Source organism: Streptosporangium sp. NPDC051023, from assembly GCF_040689595.1.
Classification (GTDB): domain Bacteria; phylum Actinomycetota; class Actinomycetes; order Streptosporangiales; family Streptosporangiaceae; genus Streptosporangium.
The window spans coordinates 54,963-77,963 of sequence record NZ_JBFBCE010000042.1 but is presented as its reverse complement, the minus strand read 5'-3'; the positions used below and the strand labels follow the sequence as shown (position 1 = coordinate 77,963).

Genomic DNA, 23,001 nt, shown 5'->3' with positions numbered 1-23,001 from the left:
CCCCGGCCCGGGGGGCAAACACCACCGCGGCGGGCGGGGGCCCCCCGGGGGGCCGGGCGCGTGGGGCCCCCCGCGGGGGGGGGGCCCCCCCGCTTCGCTGTGAGACGGATCACTGCTCTTGTGGCCAACCGGATCTCCGAAACCGTCGTCGTACCGGGCATGAAGCGCTCCATCCTGGCCGCAGCCGTCGTGCTCTCCGCCGCGCTGAGCGGTGCGATCCCCGCCGAAGCCGCGGCGATCCCCGACTTCCCCCAGCCGAAGACGTTCGGGACCACGTTCCAGAGTGACCCGCGCCACGACTTCACCAAGCACATCAGCTCCCGCAAAGACGGCATCCTGCGGGGCTGGATCACTTATGTGGCTCCCAGCCAGGTGGAGTACAAGCCGATCAAGTGGGTGAAGGACAAGTATTCCGAGGGGCACTTCGTCGGCCCCGCCGAGGGAGACGTGACCGCCTACGCCTCGCCCGTCGCCAAGAACGTCGTCTTCCTGAGCGCCTTCGGTTGCTCGGCCACCCTCGGCGGATTCACCGTCGACAAGCTCGGGCTCGGCGCCAAGCGCTGTTCCCGTAAGGCCTTGCTGACCAGGGCGGCGAAGTTCACCCGCCCCTCGCTGATCACCGTCTACCGGGGCCAGATCGTCAAGGTCCAGGAGATCTACACCCCCTGAGCCCCGCGGTACGGCCCGCGCGCGAAGGTGGTCCCGGGAGCGGAAGGCCTCGCCACCCCCTCCCGGGTGATGAGGATCACGTTTTTCCGGTCGGCCGGATCCCGCCCGTGACGATCCGGGGCCCGGCAGACCACCTCGCGCCGGGGCGGCCGTGCCGAGTCCGGTTCCCCGCGGCCGATTCCCGGCACCCAGGACTCCTGAACGGCTCGCGCCCCGCCTCACAGGGCGTGAGCCTCGCTCACGCTTAGCCGTTGGCTCCCGGGGGCATAAGCCGTACGACCGAAAACCCCACTGATCCCTCCCGCAAGAGGGGTTCGGCGAATAGTGTGAGGCAATGGATCGTCGCATCTTCGGGCTTGAGAACGAGTACGGCGTCACCTGCACGTTCAGGGGACAGCGGCGGCTGTCGCCCGACGAGGTAGCGCGTTATCTATTCCGCCGGGTCGTGTCCTGGGGCCGGTCGAGCAACGTCTTCCTGCGCAACGGCGCGCGTCTCTACCTCGACGTGGGCAGCCATCCCGAGTACGCCACCCCCGAGTGCGACAACGTCGTGGAGCTCGTCACCCACGACAAGGCGGGTGAGCGCATCCTGGAGGGGCTGCTCGTCGACGCGGAGAAGAGGCTCCGTGAGGAGGGCATCGCCGGGGACATCTACCTGTTCAAGAACAACACCGACTCCGCGGGAAACTCCTACGGCTGCCACGAGAACTACCTGGTCGGCAGGCATGGGGAGTTCGGCCGCCTGGCCGACGTGCTGATCCCCTTCCTGGTCACCCGGCAGATCATCTGTGGCGCGGGCAAGGTGCTGCAGACCCCGCGCGGCGCGGTCTACTGCGTCTCCCAGCGGGCCGAGCACATCTGGGAGGGCGTCTCCAGCGCGACGACGCGTTCCCGGCCGATCATCAACACCCGTGACGAGCCGCACGCGGACGCGGAGCGCTTCCGCCGCCTGCACGTCATCGTCGGCGACTCCAACATGAGCGAGACGACCATGCTGCTCAAGGTCGGTGCGACCGACCTGGTGCTGCGCATGATCGAGGCGGGCACCGTGATGCGCGACCTGTCGCTGGAGAACCCGATCCGGGCCATCAGGGAGGTCTCCCACGACATGACGGGGCGGCGGCGGGTGCGCCTGGCCAACGGCAGGGAGGCGTCCTCGCTGGAGATCCAGCAGGAGTACCTCTCGAAGGCGCGTGACTTCGTTGACCGCAGGGGTGGTGACGACATCAGCCACCGGGTGCTGGAGCTGTGGGAGCGCACGCTCACCGCGGTCGAGACGGGAAACCTCGACCTGGTCGCCAGGGAAATCGACTGGGTCACCAAGTACCAGCTGATCGAGCGCTACCGCAGGAAGTACGACCTGCCCCTGTCCAGCCCCAGGGTCGCCCAGCTCGACCTCGCCTACCACGACGTGCACCGCCGCCGTGGCCTGTTCTACCTGCTGCAGAAGCGCGGCGCGGTCGAGCGGGTCGCCTCCGACCTGAAGATCTTCGAGGCCAAGTCGGTGCCGCCGCAGACCACCAGGGCGAAGCTGCGCGGGGAGTTCATCCGCAGGGCGCAGGAGAAGCGGCGCGACTTCACCGTCGACTGGGTGCATCTGAAGCTCAACGACCAGGCGCAGCGCACCGTGCTGTGCAAGGATCCCTTCCGCAGTGTGGACGAGAGGGTGGACAAACTCATCGCGGGAATGTGATGGTCACGCTTCGGCAAGGTCGCTCCTCGTCTTACCGCACCCGTATGTGAGGGCGGGTAGTGTGGCGCAAATCTGACGTCTTCTTGAGGGATACATATGCGCCGCCGCAGCCTGGCCGTACTGGCCGCAGTGCCGTTGTTGTTCGCCGCCGCCTGCGGCTCCGAGGGAGGTGCCGGCACTGCCGCAACCGCCACCGGCGTGTCGGCGCCCGCGTTGAAGGTCACCGGCGCGGCGAACACCAAGCCGACCGTCGCCTTCCCGGCGAAGGTCGTGGAGACCTCCTCCTACCAGGTGGTCACCCCCGGGACCACCGGCACTCCCGCGAAGGAGGGCGCCAGCGTGGTGGCCAACTTCACCGTCTTCACCTGGGACGGCAAGGAGAACAAGCTTGCCGGCTCGACCTACGACGACGGCGGCCCGCAGCTGATCACGCTCAACGAGCAGGTTCCCGAGATCCTGCGCAAGGGCTTCGCCGAGACCAAGGGCGGCGGCCGGTTCCTGTCGGTCGTCGGCAAGGACGCGCTGCCCAAGGAGCAGCAGGCCCAGGCGCCCGCGGGCCAGTCGCAGGTCTTCGTGGTCGACGTCGTCGACGTCCCGGCGAGCAAGGCCGCTCAGGGCACCGCGACCGACCCCGATCTCAAGGGCGTCAAGGTGGAGAGCCCGGGAGGGGACGCCGCGCCCAAGCTGACCACCAAGACCGATGAGAAGGCTCCCAAGGGCCTGGTCACCAAGACCGTGATCAAGGGTGCCGGGCCCGAGGTCAAGTCGGGCCAGTCGATCCTGGTCCAGTACGCCGGCAAGATCTGGGGATCGGACCTGGAGTTCGACAGCAGCTGGTCGCGCGGCGGTGAGCCGATCATGTTCCAGATCGGCACCGGCAAGGTCATCAAGGGTTGGGACCAGGGCCTGGTCGGCGTCCCGGTCGGCAGCCGGGTGCTGCTGAGCATCCCGCCGGACCTCGGCTACGGCAAGCAGGGCTCCGGGGAGAAGATCAAGGGCACCGACACGCTGGTCTTCCTGGTCGACGTCCTCGCGGCCTACTGACCCAGACCCGCGCCAAGGCCCGGTTCCGGGCGCCTGAAGGTCCCTGATCGTGCTCGTGCGGGCTCCCGCAGGGCCCGTGTCAAGCTCCGCCGTCTCGTCGAAGACCCGGTCACGTGCTCGCGTGACCGGGTCTTCCGCGTTTGCGGAGCCCCCCGGCGGCGCGGGAGCGGGAACGGCGCAGGCCGCGCCGGCGCCCGTGCGCCGCCTAGAATCCCGGCTGTGAGCAGCGACGACCTCGGTACGGTCGCGGCCCTTCACGATCCCGTGAGGCGGGCCGTCTACGAGTATGTGACCTCCCTCGGCCGGGAGGCCGGGCGCAACGAGACCGCGGAGGCGGTGGGGGTGCAGCGGACCCTGGCCGCCTTCCACCTCGACAAACTGGTCGAGGCCGGGCTGCTCGAGGCGGGATTCAAGCGGTTGACGGACAGGACGGGCCCGGGAAGCGGCCGTCCCGCGAAGGTCTACCGCAGGGCGCGGGGGGAGTGGCAGGTCAGCGTCCCGGCCAGGGACTACCGCACCCTCGCGCTGCTGCTGGCCGAGGCGGTCGACCGGCTCGGTGGGGACGAGGCCGCCGACGAGGCCGCGCGGCGGGCCGGGGCGCGGCTCGCGGGGGAGGGGGAGGACCTCGGCGGGGCGCTGCGCAGGCGAGGCTACGAGCCCTACGAGGAGGGGGAGGACCTGCGGCTGCGCAACTGCCCCTTCCACGTGTTGTCGCAGGAACATCCGCTGCTGGTGTGCTCGATGAACCTGGCGCTCTGCCGGGGGCTGCTCGAGGGGCTCGGGGACGATGCGGCCAGGGCCAGGCTGGATCCCAGACCGGGGGAGTGCTGCGTCGCCTTTTCTAAAAACAATGAGAGTTGACATAGAAGGGTGGGGGATGGTCTGCTGATGGTCATGCACCTCGCCCAGCTCAACGTCGCTCACATGCGCGCGCCCGTCGACTCACCCGAGCTCGCCGATTTCGTCGCGGCCCTCGACCCCATCAACAGGATCTCGGACGAGGCGCCCGGCTTCGTGTGGCGGCTCAAGGGAGGCGAGAGCCCGCAGGACGTCGTCAAGCACGACTACGGCGACCACCTGCTGATCAACTTCTCGGTGTGGGAGACGCGTGACAGCCTGTGGGACTTCGTCTACCGCAGCGCCCACCTGGGCGTCCTGCAGCGGCGCAGGGAGTGGTTCCTGCGCGTGGCGGAGCCGTACTCGGTGATGTGGTGGATCCCCCGGGGGCACGTTCCGTCCCTCGACGAGGGGATGGGGCGCCTCGAACTGCTCAAGGCGCACGGCCCCACGCCGGAGGCCTTCACCTTCAAGCAGTTTTACGACAGCAGTGAGGCCGCGTGGCGTCCCGCGGCGGCCGAGGTCAGGAAGTAGGCCAGGTCCTCGTCGAGGCCGCGGCCCATCGTGGACAGCCGCACCGGGCAGCCGCCGAGCGCCTCGTACAGCCCGTCGACGGGCACCCCGACCAGCTCATGCCGTACGGCCAGCGGCGCGGACTGCTCGGCGACCCGCCTGCCGAAGTCGCCGGGCAACTCGGGCACCGCGACCTGGGCGGGGGCGAGGGCAACCCTGCCGTAGGCGGTCAGCGAGTGGTGGGAGACCCCGATGTGGCGCTCGCGCAGATCGCCCTCGCTGACCCGGAGCGCCGCGACCGGCCTGCCCCCGAGCACCGCGGCGGCGTTGACCGCCTCGCCCGCCGAGACGCCGGAGAAGCCCCAGCGGGTCCCGGTGCCCAGGTTTCCCGGCCCCTGGGTGACGACCGCGACGTCGGCGCCCATGACGTGGCGGGCCGCGAGCAGGCCCGTGTGCAGCGTCACAGCCTCCACGTCACCGCCGAACGCCTGGCCGACCGTGACCACCCCGTCCAGCCAGCCCGCCTCCTTCAGCTGGGCGCAGGACATGGAGAACCAGGCAGGCAGCGCGCCGCCGTCGAGCATCACGTAGGCGACCCGGAAGGGCCCGCCCCGTCCCGTCTCCGCCGGGATCTCCTCCTCGCCCTCCGCCTCCTGCCGGGGGCGCCCGGGGGGGCGTGAGCCGTACAGGCCGCAGAGGATCGCCGGGAGCGCCGAGTGCAGGTCGGCGACGACCACCGGCATGCCGTCCAGCGAGTCGGCCTCGCGGAGCGTCTCATGGAATGGCGAATCCTGCTCGTCCGCGCCGAGCACGGTGGCCTGCAGCGGGGTGTAACGTGCCTTCACCAGATGACCGGGACCTTGCGGATCTTTCGGCAATCTGTTCGGGAGTGCCACCACCATGGCGTAACCTCCCGTACCAAGACCCATGGCGAGCGCGGTCGTGTTGAGCAGCACCGTGTCGCCTGGCTCGGGACGCCCCACCAGGGCGGGGTAGGCGAGCGCGCGCACGCCGCCCTCCTCGGTGGTGACGTCGAGCTCCACCGCCCCCGGCCACTCGCGCCGGATCCGTACGACCTCGCCCCTGCGCCATCTGATCACCGGGGAAGAGTAGCGTCACCTGGACGTAGAGTCATGTGAACAGGGAAGGAGGCCGGATGTCGCGCCGGAAGACCGAGCGGTTGCTGAACCTTGTGATCTGCCTGCTGGCCACGAGGCGGCCGCTCAGCGCCGAGCACATCCGCCAGGCGGTGCCCGGTTACGACGCCGCCAACGACGAGGCCTTCCAGCGGATGTTCGAGCGGGACAAGAACGAACTGCGCGAGATCGGCATCCCGATCGAGGTGCAGAAGGACCCGTGGGAGGAGGATCCGGGCTACCGGATCGTCAGGCAGGCCTACGAGCTGCCCGAGATCACCCTGGAGCCGGACGAGGCGGCCGTGGTCGGCCTCGCGGCCCAGGTCTGGCAGCGGGCCAGCCTGGCAGAGGCCGCCAGCGGTGCGCTGCTGAAGCTGCGCGCGGGCGGTGTGGAGACGGACGAGGCGGGCGGGATGCTCGGCGGGGCGCTCGAGCTGCGGGTCGACACCCGGGACCCGGCGTTCCCCGCGCTGTGGGAGGCGGTGCGCGATCGGCGCCCGGTCCGCTTCCCCTACCGGGCCGCGGCCAGCGAGAGCGTGCTGACCCGCACGGTTGAGCCGTGGGGCGTGGTCAGCCGTCGCGGCCGGTGGTACGTCGTCGGGCACGACCGCGACCGTGACGCCGCCAGGGTGTTCAGGCTCAGCCGGATCAACGGTCCCGTCGTCCCGGTCGGCCGTCCCGGGACCGTCGTGGTCCCCGAGGACGTCGACATCACGTCAATGGTCGGCTACCGCGACGACATGACCGTCCAGGAGCGGACCGCCCTCATCCGGGTCCGCGAGGGCACCTGCCAGGGGCTACGCCAGGTGGCGAAGGCCGTACGGCAGGGGCACGACGGCTGGGACGAGCTGGACGTCGACTTCACCGACCCGGAGCGTCTGGCAGGCTGGGTCGTCGGCTTCGCCGCCGACGCCGAGGTGGCCGGGCCACCGGACGCCAGGGAGGCCGTGATCTGCCGCCTGAAGGGGGCGCTGACGTGACACGTCCCCGTACGGCACGCCCGTGCAGGCCAGACGCCGTCGGGGCCGCCGGGGCCGCCGGGGCCATCGTCAAGGATGGCACCGCCAAGGACAGTACTGTCAGGGACGTCGCCACGGACGCGGAACCGATCAGGGGGAGTAAGGCATGAGCACGGCCGACCGGTTGCCCAGGCTGCTGGCGCTGGTGCCCTACCTGATGTCGCATCCCGGGGCCCAGGTGCCCGAGGTTGCGAAGATCTTCGGGCTGAGCGAGAAGCAGCTCATCGACGACCTGCAGCTCGTGTGGATGTGCGGGCTACCGGGTCACACCCCCGGTGACCTGATCGACGTCTCGTGGGACGGCGGCGAGATCATCATCGACAACGCCGACACCATTGCCCGCCCGCTGCGCCTCGGCATCGATGAGGCCAGCGCCCTGCTGGTGGCCCTGCGCATGCTCGCCGAGCTGCCGGAGTTCGGCGAGCGCGACGCGCTGGCCAGGGTCATCGCCAAGTTCGAGCAGGCCTCGGGCGAGGGCGCGGCCGCGGTCAGCAGCCAGGTCGCCGTCGAGGTCGACGCGACGCCGGACGCGCTGCCCACCGTCAAGGAGGCGCTGCGGTGCGGCAGACGGCTCTCGCTGCGCTACTACGTGCCGGGCCGCGACGAGGTCACCCCGCGCGAGGTCGACCCGATGCGCCTGGTGGTCGTCGACGGGCGCTCCTATCTGTCCGGATGGTGCTACCGGGCGGAGGCGGTGCGCCTTTTCCGGCTCGACCGGGTGCTCACCGTCGAGATCCTGGAGACGGCGGCGGACCCGCCGGCCGAGGCCGTCCCCGACGAGGTGACGCCGGGGGTCTTCCGGCCCTCACCGACGGACGAGCTGGTCGAGCTCGAACTGACCGCCGCGGGCCGCTGGGTCGCGGAGTACTACCCGTGCGAGCAGGTCGAGGAGCTCGGTGAGGGCCGCATGCGCGTCGCGCTGCGGGCCCGTGACCAGCGCTGGCTGGTACGGCTCGCCCTGCGCCTCGGTGACACGGGGCGGGTGCTCTCCCCGGCCTCACTGGCCGAGAGCGTCAGACAGGCCGCGACGTTGGCTTTGAATCGTTACGAGTCGGTTTCCTGACACGCGACGTTATGATCTGTTGATATGAACTGGATCTTCGCGGCGGTCGGCCTGGCGTTCGCAGGGCTGCTCGTGCTCGGTTTCCTGGGGGTTCGCGTGCTGCTCGCCACCAGGGAGCTGGGTAGGGAAGTGGATCGGGTTCGCCGGGCAATCGCTCCCGCACACAGTGCCTTCAGCGAGCAGGTCCGGACAATCCACGCCCGGAAGGGATGAGTCTGTGCCCGGGGCAGCGTACGATCGGGCAGGAGAGTGCATGTCGTTCGGCTTAAGGATGTGTCATGCCCAACCTGGGACCCACTGAGCTGATCATCATCGGGTTGATCCTGGTGCTGCTGTTCGGTGCCAAGAAACTGCCGGAAGCGGCTCGCGGGCTCGGCCGGTCGCTGCGTATCTTCAAGTCGGAGACCGCCAAGCTTCGCGACGACGACGAGACGGGCGCTCCGGTGACCACCGTCCAGGCGCAGCCCCAGCCCGCCGCCCCGGCTCCGCAGCCGCTCGCCGCGCCCGCGGCCGAGCCCGTCTCCGCGTTGTCGGCGGAGGAGCAGGCCCGCGCCCTCGAGGAGCAGGCCGCCAGGCTGCGGGCCCAGGCCGGTGCCACGAAGCCGCAGTAGGATTCCAGCTCGCTCCTGATCACCTCACTCGTCAGACCGGGATTCGCGAATGGCGCTGCTGAAATGGCCCAAGCCGGGCTCGAACGGATCGGTGTCGCCCGAGGGCTCGACCGAGGGACGCATGCCGCTCATGGAGCATCTCCGTGAGCTGCGCAACCGTCTCCTGATCGCCCTTCTCGGTCTGGTCGCCGGCATCGTCATTGGATTCGTCTACTTCGATCCGATCTGGAAGTTCCTGGAGGAGCCGTACTGCGGCCTCCAGCAGGCCCAGCAACTGCGGCCGGGACAGTGCACGCTGCTCGTCCTGGGGGTTTTCGACTCCTTCTTCGTCAACCTCAAGGTCGCGGCCCTGTGCGGCCTGGTCGTCTCCTCGCCGCTCTGGCTGTATCAGATCTGGGCCTTCGTCACCCCGGGTCTGTACCGCAACGAGAAGCGTTACTCCATGATGTTCATGGGGCTCGCCGTGCCGCTTTTCCTCCTCGGAGCGGGCCTGGCCTACCTCGTCACGGACACCGGCCTGGCGATCCTGCTCAGCTTCGCCCCGACGGGGACGCTGACCGGTCTCACGATCGACGAGTATCTCAACTACATCCTGGTCATGATCGTGATCTTCGGTGTCTCCTTCGAGCTGCCGTTGCTCATGGTGTTCCTCAACGTGATCGGCGTCCTGCCGCGCGCGACGGTGGCCAAGCACCGCCGCATGGTCATCTTCATCATGTTCCTCTTCGCGGCGGTCGCGACCCCGAGCACGGACCCGTTCTCGATGATCGCGCTGGCCATCCCGATGGTCGTGCTGTTCGCCCTGGCCGAGGGGTTCATGTACCTCAGGGAGAAGAGATCGGCGTCCAAGGGCGATGACTTCTCCCATCTCTCCGACGACGAGGCCTCGCCGCTCGACCTGGAGGCGACGGATACCGACCCGCCGCGATAGGCGATAGATTCCGGCCGTGCCCGGAGAGATCGCCGTCCTCGTCAATCCCGCCGCCCGCGGCGGCCGGTCACGCGGCCTGCTCGCCCCGGTGCTCGCCCGGCTCCGGCGGGACGGGCACGAGGTGTCGGTGATCATGGGCGAGTCCGCCGCCGACGCCCTGGAACGCGCGTGCACGGCCGTGGCCGAGGAGCCGGAGGCGCTGGTCGCCTTCGGCGGCGACGGCCTGGTGCACCTGGCCGTCCAGGCGGTCGCGGGAACCGGCGTCCCGCTGGGCGTCATCCCGGTGGGGACGGGAAACGACATCGCCGCCGCGCTCGGCCTGCCCAGGAGGGCGCCGCTGGCCGCCGCGGACGTCGTGCTCAGGGGCGAGAGCGGCCGGGTCGACGCGGCCAGGACCGGTGAGGAGTGGTTCGCCGGGGTTCTGGCCTGCGGCTTCGACTCCCGCGTCAACGAACGGGCCAACCGGATGACCTGGCCGCCCGGCATGGCCAGATACGTCCTCGCGCTTGCCGAGGAACTCCGCTCCTTCAGGCCGATCCCCTTCCGGATCACCCTGGAGGGCCCCGGCGGGGCCGAGACGATCGAACGGGAGGCCATGCTGGTCGCCGTCGGCAACACCTCCTCCTACGGCGCGGGGATGCGCGTCTGCCCGAACGCCGTCGCCGACGACGGCCTGCTGGACGTGACGATCCTCGACGCGGTGCCCAAGGGCCGCTTCCTGCGCGCCTTTCCTCAGGTCTACCGGGGCTCCCACGTCGCCAACCCCTTCGTCACGACCAGGCGCGCCACCAGGATCACGCTCGAGGCCGCCGACGTGATCGCCTACGCCGACGGTGAGCGGCTCGGTTCCGTCCCGCTCACCTGCGAGATCGTCCCCGGCGCGCTCCAGGTCCTGCGGTAGGCCGGGTTCGCGCGCCGGAGCGGGCCCGCGGCCGTCCCAGATCCCGGGTCCGCGCCGGACGGACCGGAATCCCGATATCGGTAGGCTTGGAGACATGACGACCCCAGCGGAACGTTACGCTGCCTTCCGTCAGGGCCAGGCCGACAGCGGCCCTGCGCTGACCTCGTTCCGCGGTCTGTACGACTTCGAACTGGACGACTTCCAGCTCGATGCCTGCCGTGCGCTGGAAGCGGGCGACGGAGTGCTCGTGGCCGCCCCCACCGGCTCGGGCAAGACCGTGGTGGGTGAGTTCGCCGTGCACCTGGCCCTCCAGGAGGGCCGCAAGTGCTTCTACACGACCCCGATCAAGGCACTGTCAAACCAGAAGTACAACGACCTGGTCAAGCGCTACGGCGCCGCCAAGGTCGGTCTGCTCACCGGTGACAACAGCGTCAACGGCGAGGCCCCGATCGTCGTCATGACGACCGAGGTGCTGCGCAACATGCTCTACGCGGGGTCGGGAACCCTGACGGGGCTTGGCTTTGTCGTCATGGACGAGGTCCACTACCTGGCCGACCGCTTCCGCGGCGCGGTCTGGGAAGAGGTGATCATCCACCTGCCCGAGTCGGTGCGGTTGGTCGCCCTGTCGGCCACGGTCAGCAACGCCGAGGAGTTCGGCGAGTGGATGGGCGAGGTCCGCGGTGACACCAGCGTCATCGTCGACGAGCACCGCCCCGTCCCACTCTGGCAGCACATGCTCGTCGGCAACCGCCTGTACGACCTGTTCTTCGCCGAGGAGGACGGCAAGCGGCCCACGGTCAACCCCAACCTGCTGCGCCTGGCCAGGGACGAGGAACGCCAGTCGTACGGCAGGGGCCGCAGGGGCTACTCCCGCCCGCGCCGGGGCGGCCCGCCCGACCGGGCCCAGGCGATCGAGCGCCTCGACACGGCGGGCCTGCTGCCCGCGATCACCTTCATCTTCTCCAGGGCCGGTTGCGACGCCGCGGTCATGCAGTGCCTGTACGCCGGGATTCGGCTCACCACCGACGCCGAGCGTCACGAGATCCGGCAGATCGTCGACGAGCGCACCGCGCACCTGCCCGACGAGGACCTGGTCGTGCTCGGCTACCTCGAATGGCGCGACGCCCTGGAACGCGGCCTGGCCGCCCACCACGCGGGCATGCTCCCGGCCTTCAAGGAGGTCGTGGAGGAACTGTTCACCCGCAACCTGGTCAAGGCCGTTTTCGCCACCGAGACCCTCGCGCTGGGCATCAACATGCCCGCCCGCTCCGTGGTGATCGAGAAGCTCGACAAGTGGAACGGCGAGACCCACGCCGACCTCACCCCGGGCGAGTACACCCAGCTCACCGGCCGGGCGGGACGCCGCGGTATCGACGTCGAGGGCCACGCGGTGGTCCAGTGGCAGCCCGGTATGGACCCGCTTCAGGTCGCGGGCCTGGCCAGCACTCGCACCTACCCCCTGCGCTCCAGCTTCCGCCCCTCCTACAACATGGCGGTCAACCTGGTCGGCCAGGTGGGGAGGGAACGTGCCAGGACGCTCCTTGAGTCCTCCTTCGCGCAGTTCCAGGCGGACCGGGCGGTGGTCGGCATCGCCAAGCAGGTACGCCGCCACGAGGAGGCGCTGCAGGGTTACCGCGAGGCGATGACCTGCCACCTGGGCGACTTCGAGGAGTACGCCGCGATGCGCAGGGCGCTGTCGGACCGGGAGGCTGAGCTGTCACGCCAGCGCGGCACGGCCCGCAGGGCGCAGGCGCTGCGCTCGCTTGAGGCGCTGAAGCCCGGCGACATCATCCGCGTGCCCGGGGGGCGCAGGGCGGGTCTCGCGGTCGTTCTCGACCCGGGGCTCAACTCCCGGGGCGAGGGCCCCTCTCCGCTGGTGCTCACCATCGGCAAGCAGGTCAAGAAACTCTCGCCCGCCGACTTCCCCGTCCCCGTCGAACCGGTCGAGCACCTGCGCATCCCGAAGAACTTCAACGCGCGCTCGCCGAAGGAGCGGGCCAACCTGGTCTCCTCCATACACGCCAAGGTCGGTGACCGCGACTTCGGCAAGCCCGCCAGGGCACGCGACCACGCCGCCGAGGACGACGAGATCCTCCGCCTGCGCAGGGAGATCCGCCAGCACCCCTGCCACGGCTGTGACGAACGGGAGGACCACGCCCGCTGGGCGGAGCGCTACTACAAGCTGCTTCGCGAGACCGAGGGCCTGCGCCGCAGGGTCGAGGGCCGCTCCCACGTCATCGCCCGCACCTTCGACAAGGTCTGCGGTGTGCTCGACCAGCTCGGCTACCTCGACGGCGAGCACGTCACCGCGGAGGGGCGTCGCCTCGCCCAGCTGTACACCGAGCTGGACCTGCTCACCGCCGAGTGCCTGCGCGCCGGGCTCTGGGACGGCCTCGACCCGGCCGAGCTGGCGGCCAGTGTTTCCTCGCTGGTCTTCGAGTCCCGGCAGGCCGACGAGGCGCGCCAGCCGAGGATCCCCGCGGGCGGGGTGCAGAAGGCGCTGAGCGACATGGTCCGCCTCTGGGGCGACCTGGAGTCCATCGAGAGTGACCACGGTCTGTCGTTCATCAGGGAGCCCGACTTCGGGTTCGCCTGGGCGGCCTTCCGCTGGGCCAAGGGGCACAGCCTGGACGCGGTTCTCGGCGACGGCGTCAACGGCTCCGAGCTGGCCGCGGGAGACTTCGTGCGCTGGATCAAGCAGCTGCTCGACCTGCTCGGCCAGATCTCCGACGCGGCGCCGCCCGGCAGCAAGGTGAAGCAGAGCGCGGGCAAGGCGATGGACGCGCTCAGGCGTGGTGTGGTCGCCTACTCCTCCCTGAGCTGAGAGGCCGCCACGCCTGCTGAGAGGCCGCCCCGGGAACGCCTGCCGGGACCCCGGTTCGGGGCGCCGGCGGGGAAGGTGGATCGTAGGTGTGATTCCGGGCCCGACGGTGCCGTCACAACCGGGACGGCACCGTCGCGGTGCCAACTGACCGTCCGGTCAATACCCCGTGACGCCGGGCGTGCGGAACGTCACCTCCAGGGCGGTTTTTCAGGAGATCGCCCAGGAAATTCCTATGACGGAACCCCGTTGAGCCCCCGCCCAGGGAGGTAGGAATGTTCGCCCTCGTCGCCGCGCTGCTGTTCGTTCTCGCTCTGATCTTCCAGATCGCCGGTGTGGCCGTCGGCACCGTCGTGACCGTCACCACGCTCGCCATCGCCGGACTGATCTTCGTCGCCCTTCACCTGGCGGGGGTCGGTGCGGGGTGGTCCCTGAAGAAATAGTCTCACTGTCTTTTCTGGCCTTACTCGTCTCCACGTGATCTAGGTTGTACGGGATCGTCGGTGATCCGCCGTGACGAACCGGCAGATCAGGGGTGGGAGAGGCTCAACGGGCCTCTCCCACCGGGCCGGACGAGCCGCTCCGTCGAGGAGGAATGGCATGTCTTCCACGAAGATCGCCTGGAAGGAACGCGTCGGCGGCGTCTGGCGGGACGTGCCCGAACGGTCAGGCTGGACTTGGGCCTGGGCCCGCGAACCGGTGTGATTCAGGCCAGGCTGAAACGGACCTCCCGGGTCGCCGGGTCGGCGCGCGTCAGCCGTACCCGGACCGCCTCGCCCAGCGGAAGCCGCTCGCCGTCACAGCGGGCGACCACCGCCGGATCGGTGACCTGGACCTGTCCCCAGGGGTGGTTGTCGTCCACATCGATCACCACCGCGTCGAACGTCTGCCCCACCCGCTCCCGCAGCACGAACGCCTCGACCAGGTCGACGCACGCCCGCTCGACTGCGCCCGCGCGCCGTCCCGTCGACTGCATGATGCCGGGCAGCTCGCCCATGACCCGCTGGACGTCCTCGGGCACCGGCTCGCCCGCCGCGACCGCCAGGCAGATCTCGGTGGCGTAGCGGTCGATGAGCCTGCGCAGCGGCGCGGTCACGTGGGCGTACGGCGCGGCGACCGCCGCGTGGTCGGCCTGCAGGGGAGGCTCGCCGTTGAAGGCCACGTATCCCGCTCCGCGCAGCAGGACCGTCGACTCCTCGAGGAATGCGGCCTGCTCGGGGATCTTCGGGTCGAGCCCGTGGATGACGTCGCCGTAGGCGGCCCCTTCGGGCCACGGCACGCCGAGCGCGGCGGCGACCCGGCGGACCTGGGCGATCTTCTCCGCCGGAGCGGACGGCAGCACCCGCAGCAGGCCGATCTCGGCGTCCAGCATCATCGAGGCGGCGGCCATGCCGGTCAGCAGCGAGATCTGCGCGTTCCACGCCTCGGCCTCCATCGGGGCGCGCAGCTCGACCCGGTAGCCGTCCCCGTCCGGGACGACCTCCTGCTCGGGAGTGGGCAGCGTGACGCCGCCCCTGGCCCGTTCGAGCGCCAGCCTGAGCCTGCCGATCTCGGCGAGCAGCCGCAGCGTGCCGTCCGCGGTGCCGGTGTCGACCGCCGTCTGGACGTAGTCGTAGTCGAGCCGCTCGCGGCTGCGCACCAGCGCCCTGGTCACGTCGGCGCCGACGATTCGGCCCTCGGCGTCCAGGTCGACGCACCACAGCGCGGCGGGCCTGGTCGCCCCGGGCAGCAGGCTGGCCGCGCCCTCCGAGAGCATCACCGGGTGCAGCGGCACCCGGCCGTCCGGCATGTAGACGGTCTCGCCCCGGTTGCGGGCCTCGGTGTCGATCGCCCCGCCTGGCCGTACGAACGCGGCGACGTCGGCGATGGCGTACCAGACGCGGTAGCCGCCCGCCCGCTCCTCCAGGTGCATGGCCTGGTCCAGGTCCATGGACCCCGGCGGGTCCACGGTGATCAGGGGCAGGTCGGTGCGGTCGAGCGAGGGCAGTGTGGGCACCTCGATGACCCACTCCGCCTCCTCTGACACGGCCCGGGGGAACTCCTCAGGCAGTTTCAGCTCCCGTCGGATCCGTTCGAAACCGTCGCTGAGCCGCGGATGGGGCTCTCCGGGTACCCGGATGCTCTTGTGAGGCACGGGGGTCAACCTACCGTTCCACGTCATACCCGTGTCTCCGGGCCAGGGCCGGACGTGGCAGGTCGCGGAGGGGGAGGCCCGCCGGGTGGCGGCCGCTCCGGGGCGCGATCGATCTGTCCATGCCGGCGTCTTCCGTAGACGGATGTCCGAGAAGTACGTCCTGCCCCGGAGCGGCAGGAGAATGCGTCGCGCGCCGGACTTCGGCCCGGTCAGCCCGGGGAAACCCGCGAGAGCGCCGCGGACAGGCGGCCCAGGGGGCCGCCGAGGCCGTAACGCTCGGCCAGGGCGTCGAGTGCCCCGGGGTCGCGCGGCGTCACGGGCAGAGCCAGGTCCACATCCGGTACGGGCGCGTCGCGAGCCACCCGGACCACGCCGGGCGCGACCCGCAGGTAGTCGCGGGCCGCGCTCAGCTTGGCCCGCTGTCCCGCAGTGAGGTCGCCGCCTTCGTCGACGGCCCTGAGCAGGGCGTCGAGCGAGCCGAACCTGGTGATCAGGGCCGCCGCCGTCTTGTCGCCGACTCCGGGAACCCCCGGCAGGCCGTCGCTGGGGTCGCCGCGCAGGGTGGCGAAGTCGGCGTAGGAACGTCCGGGGACGCCGTATCTGGCGGTGACGGCGGCCTCGTCGACGAGCTGGAGGTTCTTGACGCCCTTCGCGGTGTAGAGGACCCTGATCGGCCTGTCGTCGTCGACGAGCTGGAACATGTCCCGGTCGCCGGTGACGATGTCCACCCCGCCCAGGGCGCGGGTGGCGAGTGTGCCCATCACGTCGTCGGCCTCGTAGCCCGGCACATCGACGCGGGCGATGCCCGCCGCGTCGAGGACCCGCTCGATCACCGGAACCTGTGGGGCGAGCGTGTCCGGGGTCTCCTCACCGCCACCGGGAGCGACCCGGTGGGCCTTGTAGGTCGGGATCGCCGCGACGCGGAAGGCCGGGCGCCAGTCGGCGTCCATGCAGGCGGCCAGCTCGCCGGGAGAGTGTTGGCGAACCAGTGTGGCGATCATGTCGATGAGACCGCGGATCGCGTTGACGGGCATCCCGTCGGGGGAGGTCACCGACTCCGGCACACCGTAGAAGGCGCGGTAGTACAGGGACGGGGTGTCGAGAAGCATCAGCCCGGGCATGGCGACCATTTAACCAAGCCGTTCAGCCGAGCAGGCCGATCACCAGCACACAGGTGTCGTCTTCGGGGTTGGGGCCGCCGACCGCCCGGATCAGGTTGTCCAGGCCCGCGTCCAGGTCGTCCCGCATCAGGCCCGCGGCCGCCTCGAGGGTCAGCGCGAGGCCCTCGTCGATGTCGCGGTCGCGTCGCTCGACCAGCCCGTCGGTGAACAGCAGCAGCAGGTCCCCCTCGATCAGCTGTACGTCGGCCCGTTCGTACGGCTCCGACAGGGTCGCGCCGAGCAGCACCCCCGCGGGCGGGTCGAGCTGGGTGGCCGTCCCGTCACGGATCAGGATCGGCGCCGGATGGCCCGCCTGGCTCCAGGCGAACACGCCGGTCTCCGGATCGAGGTGACCGATGACCGCGGTCGCGGTCGTCTCCTCGAACTGGTGCATCACCATGTCGTTGAGCCAGGCCAGTAGCCGGTCGGACGGCTTGCCCGTCATCGCGAGCCCGCCCAGGGCGTATCGGAGCCTGGTCATCTGGGTGACCGCGGGCAGGCCGTGGCCCGAGACGTCGCCGATGGTCAGCAGCACTCGCCCGTCGGGCATGGTGACGGCGTCGTACCAGTCACCTCCGAGACCGTCCTTCAGACCCGCGGGGACGTAACGGACCTTCATCCTGGCGTTGGGCAGATCGACGGCCGCCCCGAGGCCGGGCATGATCGCCTCGCGCAGGGCCACGCTCACGCGCTGCTCCTCGACGGCCCGCTCGTGGACCTCAAGCAGCTCCCTGCGGGACTCCGATATGACCTGCTCGGCCGTTCGGCGTTCTGTGATGTCCTGGATCACGCCGTGCACGGTGGTGTGCCCGCCGCCGGTCACGACGAGGCCGAGGGCCGCGCGAAGGTTGCGGATCTCTCCCCGGCGGCGGATGCGGAACTCCGCCTGCCCCGGCTCGGCCAGGTCGATCACGGCTCGCAGCAGCAGGTCCACGAGTGCCCGGTCCTGCGGCTCGACGTGGCAGACCAGGTCATGCAGCTGGATCGGGCCGTCGCCGGGATCACGGCCGAAGATGGCGTAGGCATGATCGGACCAAGTGGACTCGCCGCTCTGGAGGTGCCACTCGGCCCAGCCCAGATCGCCCAGCCGTTCCGCGCTGGCCAGCCGTGCGCTGAGAAGTTGTTGTTCCACGGCCATGTGCTCGTCCAGCTCTCCGCGCAACCGCTGCACCATCTCTGCCGCGGTCAGCGGGGCGGAACCGGTCACGTGGTCGTTTCGTGGGTGGAGGGGTGGCTGAGGGCCGCCCACTACGCCGACCATTTAGCTCGCTCTCGAAATGTGGGGGCCTGGGGACATCCTGTCGACAAAATGTGATCGTCCTTCAACGGATTGTAGTGATGGTGCCGCTGGCCTGGTGGCTTTTCCTGGACTTTCCCTTGTCCGCACACGGTCTGGTACGGCACTGATCTGTTCCGGATTACATTGGTTGGTGTGACAAAGGAGTCCTCTGACCTGTATCCCGTTACCCGTCTCGCCGCCGCTCAAGAGGCCACGGCGGACGCCGGTCTCGACGCGCTGCTGCTCACACCGGGTCCGGACCTGCGCTATGTGACCGGTTACGAGGCGTTGCCGCTCGAGCGGCTCACCTGCCTGGCGCTGCCTGCGCAGGGCCCGGCCTTCCTGGTCGTGCCCCGCCTGGAGCTGCCCGCGGCCGAGCACTCCCCGGCGTCGAGGCTCGGCATCGAGTTCGTGCCCTGGGACGAGACCGAGGACCCCTACGCGGTCGTCGCCGCGCGTCTGGGCGGCGCGGGCGGGATCGGCAGGGTCGGGCTGGCCGACCGCATGTGGGCGATGCAGTCGCTGCGCTTCCGCGAGGCGCTGCCCGGTGCGGAACAGGTGCTCGCCGGGACGGTACTGCGGGGCCTGCGCATGCGCAAGAGCGAGGCCGAGGTGGCCGCGCTCAGGGAGGCGGGCGCCGCGATCGACGCGGTGCACGCGCAGGTGCCGGACTTCCTGCGGGCGGGCCGCAGCGAGCGCGAGGTCGGCAAGGACATCGCCGAGGCGATCATCGCGGCGGGCCACTCGACCGTCGACTTCGTCATCGTGGGTTCCGGCCACAACGGTGCCAGCCCCCACCACGAGCTGTCCGACCGGATCATTCAGCCGGGCGAGCCCGTCGTGATCGACATCGGCGGCCAGATGCCGAGCGGCTACTGCTCGGACTCGACCCGGGTCTACTGCGTCGGGGAGCCCCCGGCGGGCTTCGTGAGGTACTACGAGGTGCTCCAGCGAGCCCAGGAAGCCGCCTGCGAGGCCGTCCGGCCGGGGGTCTCATGCGAGTCGGTCGACGCGGCCGCGCGCGACGTGATCGCCGCCGAGGGCTACGGAGACTACTTCATCCACCGGACCGGGCACGGCATCGGCCTGGAGACCCATGAGGAGCCCTACATCGTCGCGGGCAACGCCGAGCCGCTGGCGCCGGGCTTCGCCTTCTCCGTCGAGCCGGGCATCTACCTGCCGGGGGCGCACGGCGCCCGCATCGAGGACATCCTGATCTGTACCGAGGAGGGCGGCGAGCGGGTCAATCACCGGCCCCGCGAACTCGTCATCGTGTAACGAGTGTCACAATCGGGGTGGCCGGCGACCCCGGCTACCCCTTTGCCATTCGCGTCCTGACCTGGAGTATGCGGATATGACCGTTGAGCGTGTGCTGCCGACCGCCGAAGCCCACGATTTGCTGGACCTGGTCCGCGACCTGATCGGCAAGGAGGTCGCGCCCAGGGCGTCGGCCGACGAGTCCGCCAAGCGCTTTCCCCGCGAGGTGTTCACCACCTTGGGCAGGTCTGGCCTCCTCGGGCTGCCTTACCCCGAGGAGCACGGGGGCGCCGCGCAGCCGTACGAGGTGTATCTCCAGGTGCTCGAGGAGCTGGCCGCTGGCTGGCTCGCGGTCGGGCTCGGCCTGTCCGTGCACACGCTGTCGTGCTTCCCCGTCGCCGCCTACGGCACCGAGGAGCAGCGCGCCGAGCTGCTGCCCGAGCTTCTCGGCGGTGAGTTGCTCGGCGCCTACTGCCTGTCCGAGCCCCAGTCGGGCTCCGACGCCGCGGCCCTGACCACCCGCGCCGTGCCCGACGCCGACGGTTACGTCGTGGACGGCGTCAAGGCCTGGATCACCCACGGCGGGGTCGCCGACTTCTACACCCTGATGGCCAGGACCTCCGCCGACGGCAGCCGTGGCATCTCCTGCTTCCACGTCCCCGCGGGGACGCAGGGCCTGTCGTTCGGCGCGCCCGAGCGGAAGATGGGCATGCGGTCCTCGCCGACCGCCCAGGTTCGCTTCGACGGGGCGCGGCTCGGCCGGGGCGCGCTGCTCGGCGCGGAGGGAGAAGGCTTCCGCATCGCCATGGCCGCCCTTGACGGGGGCAGGATCGGCATCGCGGCCTGCGCCGTCGGCCTGGCCCAGGCGGCCCTGGCCGCGGCGACCGCGTACGCGGGGGAGCGTAGGCAGTTCGGTTCGCGCGTCATCGACTTTCAAGGCATCGGGTTCATGCTCGCCGACATGGCCACCCAGGTCGCCGCCGCCCGCGCCCTCTACCTGGACGCCGCCCGCCTGCGCGACGCGGGCCGCCCGTACGGCACACGGGCCGCGATGGCCAAGCTGTTCGCCACCGACATGTGCATGAAGGTCACCACGGACGCCGTCCAGATCTTCGGCGGCTACGGCTACGTCGAGGACTTCCCCGTGGAGCGTTACATGCGGGAGGCCAAGGTCCTGCAGATCGTCGAGGGCACCAACCAGGTCCAGCGCCTGGTGATCGGCCGGGCCCTGGCGAAGGAGCTGTGACCGGGGCCCGCGCGGGCGGCTGCGGCGCGGCGACCGGGGACGGTGTGCCCTGTGGGGGGCACACCGCCCCCGTCACCACAGCAGGTGCAGCAGGGAGAGCCCGGTGAAGAGGGCGGCGCAGGCGAAGGTGATGAGCAGGGTGCGTAACCGCGCCGGGACCGTGGAGCGGAGCAGGAGAGGGAATCCCACGCCCATGATCACCAGGGCGCCGAGCGCCCACGGGCCGCTCGGCACGGGGGCGCCGTGTGGCATGACGGCTGCCTGCTGGATGTCCTCGGCGCCCTTGGTGAACAGCAGGCCGCTGAAAACCCCAACGGCCACGTCACCGCTCCGGCCCTGCCTGCGGCTGAGGTAGCCGACCAGGCCGAAGGCGGCCATCGTGATGCTCAGGGCGATCTGCCAGTTCTCGCTCGCCTGGGCGAGCAGGGTCTCCTCGTGGTTGAGGGCGTGGGCGACCACGTGGCCCGCCGTCAGGCCCGCGGCGGCCAGGAGGCCGTTGAGGGCCGCCCACCAGGCGTTCGCCGAGCCGCGTGTCATGACGAGGACCAGCAGTCCGTAGGCGTACGGGTCGTAGATCGCGGCCACCTGCGAGGGCAGCACCTCGGCGAGCGACTCGCCGACCACGGCCAGGATCATGCCCAGCGCCAGTCCCGCCAGCATCCGTTTGATGATGAGGCGTTCCCGCCTGTCCAGCGCCTGGAAGTCAACCTGCCAGGGCGTCTCGTGCTGGTTGCTGTGCATCCCTTTCTCCATGGCTGCCATTTCGCCTCCCTTGCACGCCCTGGTCCTCTTCGTGTACCTGACGAAACCGTATCCTTCCCATTGGTGCCCGATTGTTTCTAAAATATGACAAACCAGTCAAAAAACCATTTTTTTCTGTGGGCAAACCGTGAACCTCGGCGGGGGTGGCGGCTGCGAGCTCTCGGTGACCGAGAGGTGAATCCCCGGTGAGCGCGGGCGAGGCGGCGGCCGCGAGGGCGGGGCGCCGCCCGTCCTGAGTTCTCCGAGATTCCTTCCCGGACCTTCGCGCTGTCCGCGCCGCCCGAGATCCCGTGCGTCTCTCCGGTCCGACGGGCGCGCTCGGCGCCCGTCGCGTACCTCAGGTCCCGCTGGGGACTCAGACCACTCGCGTCCCTCCAGACGCGCTCAGAGGCCGTACTGCTCGAGCAGCCGCAGCCAGACCTCGCTGACCGTGGGGAAGGACGGCACGGCGTGCCAGAGTCGGTCGAGCGTCACCTCGGAGGTGACGGCGACCGTCGCCGAGTGCAGCAGCTCGGCCACCCCGGGACCGGCGAAGGTCACACCGAGCAGGACGCGCCGCCGCTCGTCCACGACCGCCTTCGCCCTGCCCCGGTAGCCGTCGCCGAGCAGGTAAGCCCCGGAGACCGCGCCGAGGTCGTACTCGACCACGCGCACGTCGAACCCCTCCGCCCTGGCGGCTGCCTCGGTGCGCCCGACCGCGCAGACCTGGGGGTCGGTGAAGACCACCTGCGGCGCGCCGTACCCGTCCGCGACGGCGCGCAGCGCGGGCAGGTCGTCGCGTTCTCCCTGCGCCCTGGCCACGATGACGTCACCGCACACCCGCCCGTGGTACTTGCCCATGTGGGTGAGCAGGTTGCGGCCGTTGACGTCGCCGACGGCGTACAGCCAGCCGCCGTCGACACCGGTCGCGCGCATGCTGTCGTCGACCTCGACCGGACCGGTCTCCGGCAGGCCCGCGGAGCCGAGGCCAAGGCCTTTCGTCGCGGGCGTGCGCCCCGTGGCCACCAGCAGCTCGTCGGCCTCGATCGGGGGCCCCTCAGCCAGGTGGACGGTGACCGGGCCGCCGGGCACCGGCCGCTCGACCCGGGTCACCTTGGCGCCGGTACGCACCTCGATCCCCGAGCCCGCCAGTGAGTTCGCGACCAGCTCCCCGGCGAACGGCTCGATCCGGCCGAGCAGTGAGTTTCCGCGCACCAGGAGCGTCACCTCCTGGGCGCCGAGCCCGTGCAGCGCCTGCGCCATTTCACAGGCGACCACGCCTCCGCCGAGCACGGCCAGCCGCCGGGGGACGGCCCGCGTCGCGGTCGCCTCGTGGCTCGTCCACGGCGCGGCCTCCGCCAGGCCGGGAACGGGCGGAATCGCCGGGCGGCTGCCGGTGGCCAGCACGACGGCGTGCCGGGCGCGCAGCGGCCGTACCGAACCGTCCGGCCCGGTCACCTCGACCTGCCTGGGGCCCTGCAGGCTTCCCCGCCCCCGCACGAACTCGGCGGGCAGGCCCTCGATCCACTCGACCTGCTTGCTGTCGTCCAGGTGCGAAACCGCCTCGTCACGCCGGGCGAGCACGGCCGCCGCGTCGATCGGCCCGACCTCCAGGCCCGGCACCCGGCCTACCTCGGCCGCGAGCTCCACCGGGCGGAGCAGGGCCTTGCTGGGGATGCACGCCCAGTACGAGCACTCCCCGCCCGCCAGGTTCTCCTCGACCACCGCGACGCTCAGCCCCCCGCGGGTCACGCGTGCGGCAGCGTTCTCCCCGGCCGGACCGGCGCCTATGACGACCACGTCGAACTCATCGGCCACGACTGCCTCCCAGAACTTCTGAAACCCCAGAGTGAACGAGCCGGTCACCGCGCGTCCTGGCGGCGGCGTCCACCGCCCAGCTTGTCACCCGCCGCGACCGGCGCGCGCGACCGAGCCCCGCCCGGGAC

Annotated in this window: 21 protein-coding genes; 15 read left to right on the top strand and 6 right to left on the bottom strand. The window is 70.6% G+C overall.

Annotated elements, in window-relative coordinates:
• Window positions 1–159: 159 nt before the first annotated feature.
• From AB0395_RS26380 to AB0395_RS26360, 5 genes are all read left to right on the top strand, one after another.
• The gene (locus AB0395_RS26380; protein ID WP_366285039.1) at window positions 160–669 is read left to right on the top strand and encodes a hypothetical protein; all 510 of its coding nucleotides are present in this window, start codon (window positions 160–162) and stop codon (window positions 667–669) included.
• A gap of 334 nt (window positions 670–1,003) precedes the next feature.
• Entirely contained in the window at window positions 1,004–2,362 is a 1,359-nt protein-coding gene (pafA, locus tag AB0395_RS26375; protein WP_366285036.1) for a Pup--protein ligase, read from the top strand.
• 96 nt (window positions 2,363–2,458) lie between these two features.
• Complete coding sequence (locus AB0395_RS26370) at window positions 2,459–3,406, top strand: FKBP-type peptidyl-prolyl cis-trans isomerase (protein ID WP_366285035.1); 948 nt, start codon at window positions 2,459–2,461, stop codon at window positions 3,404–3,406.
• A gap of 219 nt (window positions 3,407–3,625) precedes the next feature.
• Window positions 3,626–4,267, top strand: a complete 642-nt coding sequence (locus tag AB0395_RS26365; RefSeq protein ID WP_366285032.1) for a transcriptional regulator — start codon at window positions 3,626–3,628, stop codon at window positions 4,265–4,267.
• A gap of 27 nt (window positions 4,268–4,294) precedes the next feature.
• Entirely contained in the window at window positions 4,295–4,777 is a 483-nt protein-coding gene (locus tag AB0395_RS26360) for a DUF3291 domain-containing protein (RefSeq protein WP_366285042.1), read from the top strand.
• On the opposite strand, the gene AB0395_RS26355 is transcribed toward AB0395_RS26360, so the two are convergent.
• Window positions 4,723–5,856, bottom strand: coding sequence for a DUF3866 family protein (locus AB0395_RS26355; protein ID WP_366285030.1), 1,134 nt, complete (start codon window positions 5,854–5,856; stop codon window positions 4,723–4,725). The genes AB0395_RS26360 and AB0395_RS26355 overlap by 55 nt on opposite strands.
• Window positions 5,857–5,912: 56 nt before the next feature.
• Between AB0395_RS26355 and AB0395_RS26350 the strand changes: the two genes are divergently transcribed.
• The 8 genes from AB0395_RS26350 to AB0395_RS26315 all read left to right on the top strand — a co-directional run bounded on the left by AB0395_RS26350 (window position 5,913) and on the right by AB0395_RS26315 (window position 13,681).
• Window positions 5,913–6,872 carry a WYL domain-containing protein gene (locus AB0395_RS26350; protein WP_366285028.1) on the top strand — a complete coding sequence of 320 codons (960 nt, stop codon included), beginning with the start codon at window positions 5,913–5,915 and terminating at the stop codon, window positions 6,870–6,872.
• Window positions 6,873–7,017: 145 nt separating this feature from the next.
• Complete coding sequence (locus tag AB0395_RS26345) at window positions 7,018–7,974, top strand: WYL domain-containing protein (protein WP_366285025.1); 957 nt, start codon at window positions 7,018–7,020, stop codon at window positions 7,972–7,974.
• A gap of 24 nt (window positions 7,975–7,998) precedes the next feature.
• Window positions 7,999–8,187: a hypothetical protein gene (locus AB0395_RS26340; protein ID WP_366285022.1), complete on the top strand. Its 189-nt coding sequence runs from the start codon at window positions 7,999–8,001 to the stop codon at window positions 8,185–8,187.
• Window positions 8,188–8,252: 65 nt separating this feature from the next.
• Window positions 8,253–8,585: a Sec-independent protein translocase subunit TatA gene (gene tatA, locus AB0395_RS26335; RefSeq protein ID WP_366285020.1), complete on the top strand. Its 333-nt coding sequence runs from the start codon at window positions 8,253–8,255 to the stop codon at window positions 8,583–8,585.
• A gap of 49 nt (window positions 8,586–8,634) precedes the next feature.
• Complete coding sequence (gene tatC / locus AB0395_RS26330; protein ID WP_366285018.1) at window positions 8,635–9,516, top strand: twin-arginine translocase subunit TatC; 882 nt, start codon at window positions 8,635–8,637, stop codon at window positions 9,514–9,516.
• Window positions 9,517–9,532: 16 nt separating this feature from the next.
• Window positions 9,533–10,417, top strand: a complete 885-nt coding sequence (locus AB0395_RS26325; RefSeq protein WP_366285015.1) for a YegS/Rv2252/BmrU family lipid kinase — start codon at window positions 9,533–9,535, stop codon at window positions 10,415–10,417.
• Window positions 10,418–10,511: 94 nt separating this feature from the next.
• The gene (locus AB0395_RS26320) at window positions 10,512–13,241 is read left to right on the top strand and encodes a DEAD/DEAH box helicase (RefSeq protein WP_366285013.1); all 2,730 of its coding nucleotides are present in this window, start codon (window positions 10,512–10,514) and stop codon (window positions 13,239–13,241) included.
• Window positions 13,242–13,513: 272 nt separating this feature from the next.
• The gene (locus AB0395_RS26315; RefSeq protein ID WP_366285011.1) at window positions 13,514–13,681 is read left to right on the top strand and encodes a hypothetical protein; all 168 of its coding nucleotides are present in this window, start codon (window positions 13,514–13,516) and stop codon (window positions 13,679–13,681) included.
• Between the two features lie 263 nt (window positions 13,682–13,944).
• Here AB0395_RS26315 and AB0395_RS26310 read toward each other — a convergent pair whose 3' ends face one another.
• The 3 genes from AB0395_RS26310 to AB0395_RS26300 all read right to left on the bottom strand — a co-directional run bounded on the left by AB0395_RS26310 (window position 13,945) and on the right by AB0395_RS26300 (window position 17,739).
• Window positions 13,945–15,372 carry an RNB domain-containing ribonuclease gene (locus AB0395_RS26310; protein ID WP_366285009.1) on the bottom strand — a complete coding sequence of 476 codons (1,428 nt, stop codon included), beginning with the start codon at window positions 15,370–15,372 and terminating at the stop codon, window positions 13,945–13,947.
• A gap of 209 nt (window positions 15,373–15,581) precedes the next feature.
• The gene (locus AB0395_RS26305; protein WP_366285006.1) at window positions 15,582–16,493 is read right to left on the bottom strand and encodes a 5'-3' exonuclease H3TH domain-containing protein; all 912 of its coding nucleotides are present in this window, start codon (window positions 16,491–16,493) and stop codon (window positions 15,582–15,584) included.
• A 22-nt stretch (window positions 16,494–16,515) separates the two neighbouring features.
• Complete coding sequence (locus AB0395_RS26300; RefSeq protein WP_366285004.1) at window positions 16,516–17,739, bottom strand: SpoIIE family protein phosphatase; 1,224 nt, start codon at window positions 17,737–17,739, stop codon at window positions 16,516–16,518.
• Window positions 17,740–17,964: 225 nt separating this feature from the next.
• On the opposite strand from AB0395_RS26300, the gene AB0395_RS26295 reads away from it, so the two are divergent.
• Both AB0395_RS26295 and AB0395_RS26290 read left to right on the top strand, forming a co-directional pair.
• Window positions 17,965–19,089: a Xaa-Pro peptidase family protein gene (locus AB0395_RS26295; RefSeq protein WP_366285002.1), complete on the top strand. Its 1,125-nt coding sequence runs from the start codon at window positions 17,965–17,967 to the stop codon at window positions 19,087–19,089.
• A gap of 76 nt (window positions 19,090–19,165) precedes the next feature.
• Window positions 19,166–20,314 carry an acyl-CoA dehydrogenase family protein gene (locus tag AB0395_RS26290; protein WP_366285000.1) on the top strand — a complete coding sequence of 383 codons (1,149 nt, stop codon included), beginning with the start codon at window positions 19,166–19,168 and terminating at the stop codon, window positions 20,312–20,314.
• A 72-nt stretch (window positions 20,315–20,386) separates the two neighbouring features.
• Here AB0395_RS26290 and AB0395_RS26285 read toward each other — a convergent pair whose 3' ends face one another.
• Window positions 20,387–21,076 (bottom strand): hypothetical protein, encoded by a 690-nt coding sequence (locus tag AB0395_RS26285; RefSeq protein ID WP_366284997.1) that lies wholly within the window; start codon window positions 21,074–21,076, stop codon window positions 20,387–20,389.
• A gap of 384 nt (window positions 21,077–21,460) precedes the next feature.
• Window positions 21,461–22,873, bottom strand: coding sequence for an NAD(P)/FAD-dependent oxidoreductase (locus tag AB0395_RS26280; protein ID WP_366284995.1), 1,413 nt, complete (start codon window positions 22,871–22,873; stop codon window positions 21,461–21,463).
• Window positions 22,874–23,001: the final 128 nt, after the last annotated feature.

What these genes read in the sequence shown, in the direction of transcription:
- AB0395_RS26380 (WP_366285039.1), top strand. Translation starts at nt 160, where the DNA reads ATGAAGCGCTCCATCCTGGCCGCAGCCGTCGTGCTCTCCGCCGCGCTG.
- pafA (WP_366285036.1), top strand. Translation starts at nt 1,004, where the DNA reads ATGGATCGTCGCATCTTCGGGCTTGAGAACGAGTACGGCGTCACCTGC.
- AB0395_RS26370 (WP_366285035.1), top strand. Translation starts at nt 2,459, where the DNA reads ATGCGCCGCCGCAGCCTGGCCGTACTGGCCGCAGTGCCGTTGTTGTTC.
- AB0395_RS26360 (WP_366285042.1), top strand. Translation starts at nt 4,295, where the DNA reads ATGGTCATGCACCTCGCCCAGCTCAACGTCGCTCACATGCGCGCGCCC.
- AB0395_RS26350 (WP_366285028.1), top strand. Translation starts at nt 5,913, where the DNA reads ATGTCGCGCCGGAAGACCGAGCGGTTGCTGAACCTTGTGATCTGCCTG.
- AB0395_RS26345 (WP_366285025.1), top strand. Translation starts at nt 7,018, where the DNA reads ATGAGCACGGCCGACCGGTTGCCCAGGCTGCTGGCGCTGGTGCCCTAC.
- AB0395_RS26340 (WP_366285022.1), top strand. Translation starts at nt 7,999, where the DNA reads ATGAACTGGATCTTCGCGGCGGTCGGCCTGGCGTTCGCAGGGCTGCTC.
- tatA (WP_366285020.1), top strand. Translation starts at nt 8,253, where the DNA reads ATGCCCAACCTGGGACCCACTGAGCTGATCATCATCGGGTTGATCCTG.
- tatC (WP_366285018.1), top strand. Translation starts at nt 8,635, where the DNA reads ATGGCGCTGCTGAAATGGCCCAAGCCGGGCTCGAACGGATCGGTGTCG.
- AB0395_RS26320 (WP_366285013.1), top strand. Translation starts at nt 10,512, where the DNA reads ATGACGACCCCAGCGGAACGTTACGCTGCCTTCCGTCAGGGCCAGGCC.
- AB0395_RS26315 (WP_366285011.1), top strand. Translation starts at nt 13,514, where the DNA reads ATGTTCGCCCTCGTCGCCGCGCTGCTGTTCGTTCTCGCTCTGATCTTC.
- AB0395_RS26305 (WP_366285006.1), bottom strand. Translation starts at nt 16,493, where the DNA reads ATGCCCGGGCTGATGCTTCTCGACACCCCGTCCCTGTACTACCGCGCC.
- AB0395_RS26290 (WP_366285000.1), top strand. Translation starts at nt 19,166, where the DNA reads ATGACCGTTGAGCGTGTGCTGCCGACCGCCGAAGCCCACGATTTGCTG.
- AB0395_RS26285 (WP_366284997.1), bottom strand. Translation starts at nt 21,076, where the DNA reads ATGGCAGCCATGGAGAAAGGGATGCACAGCAACCAGCACGAGACGCCC.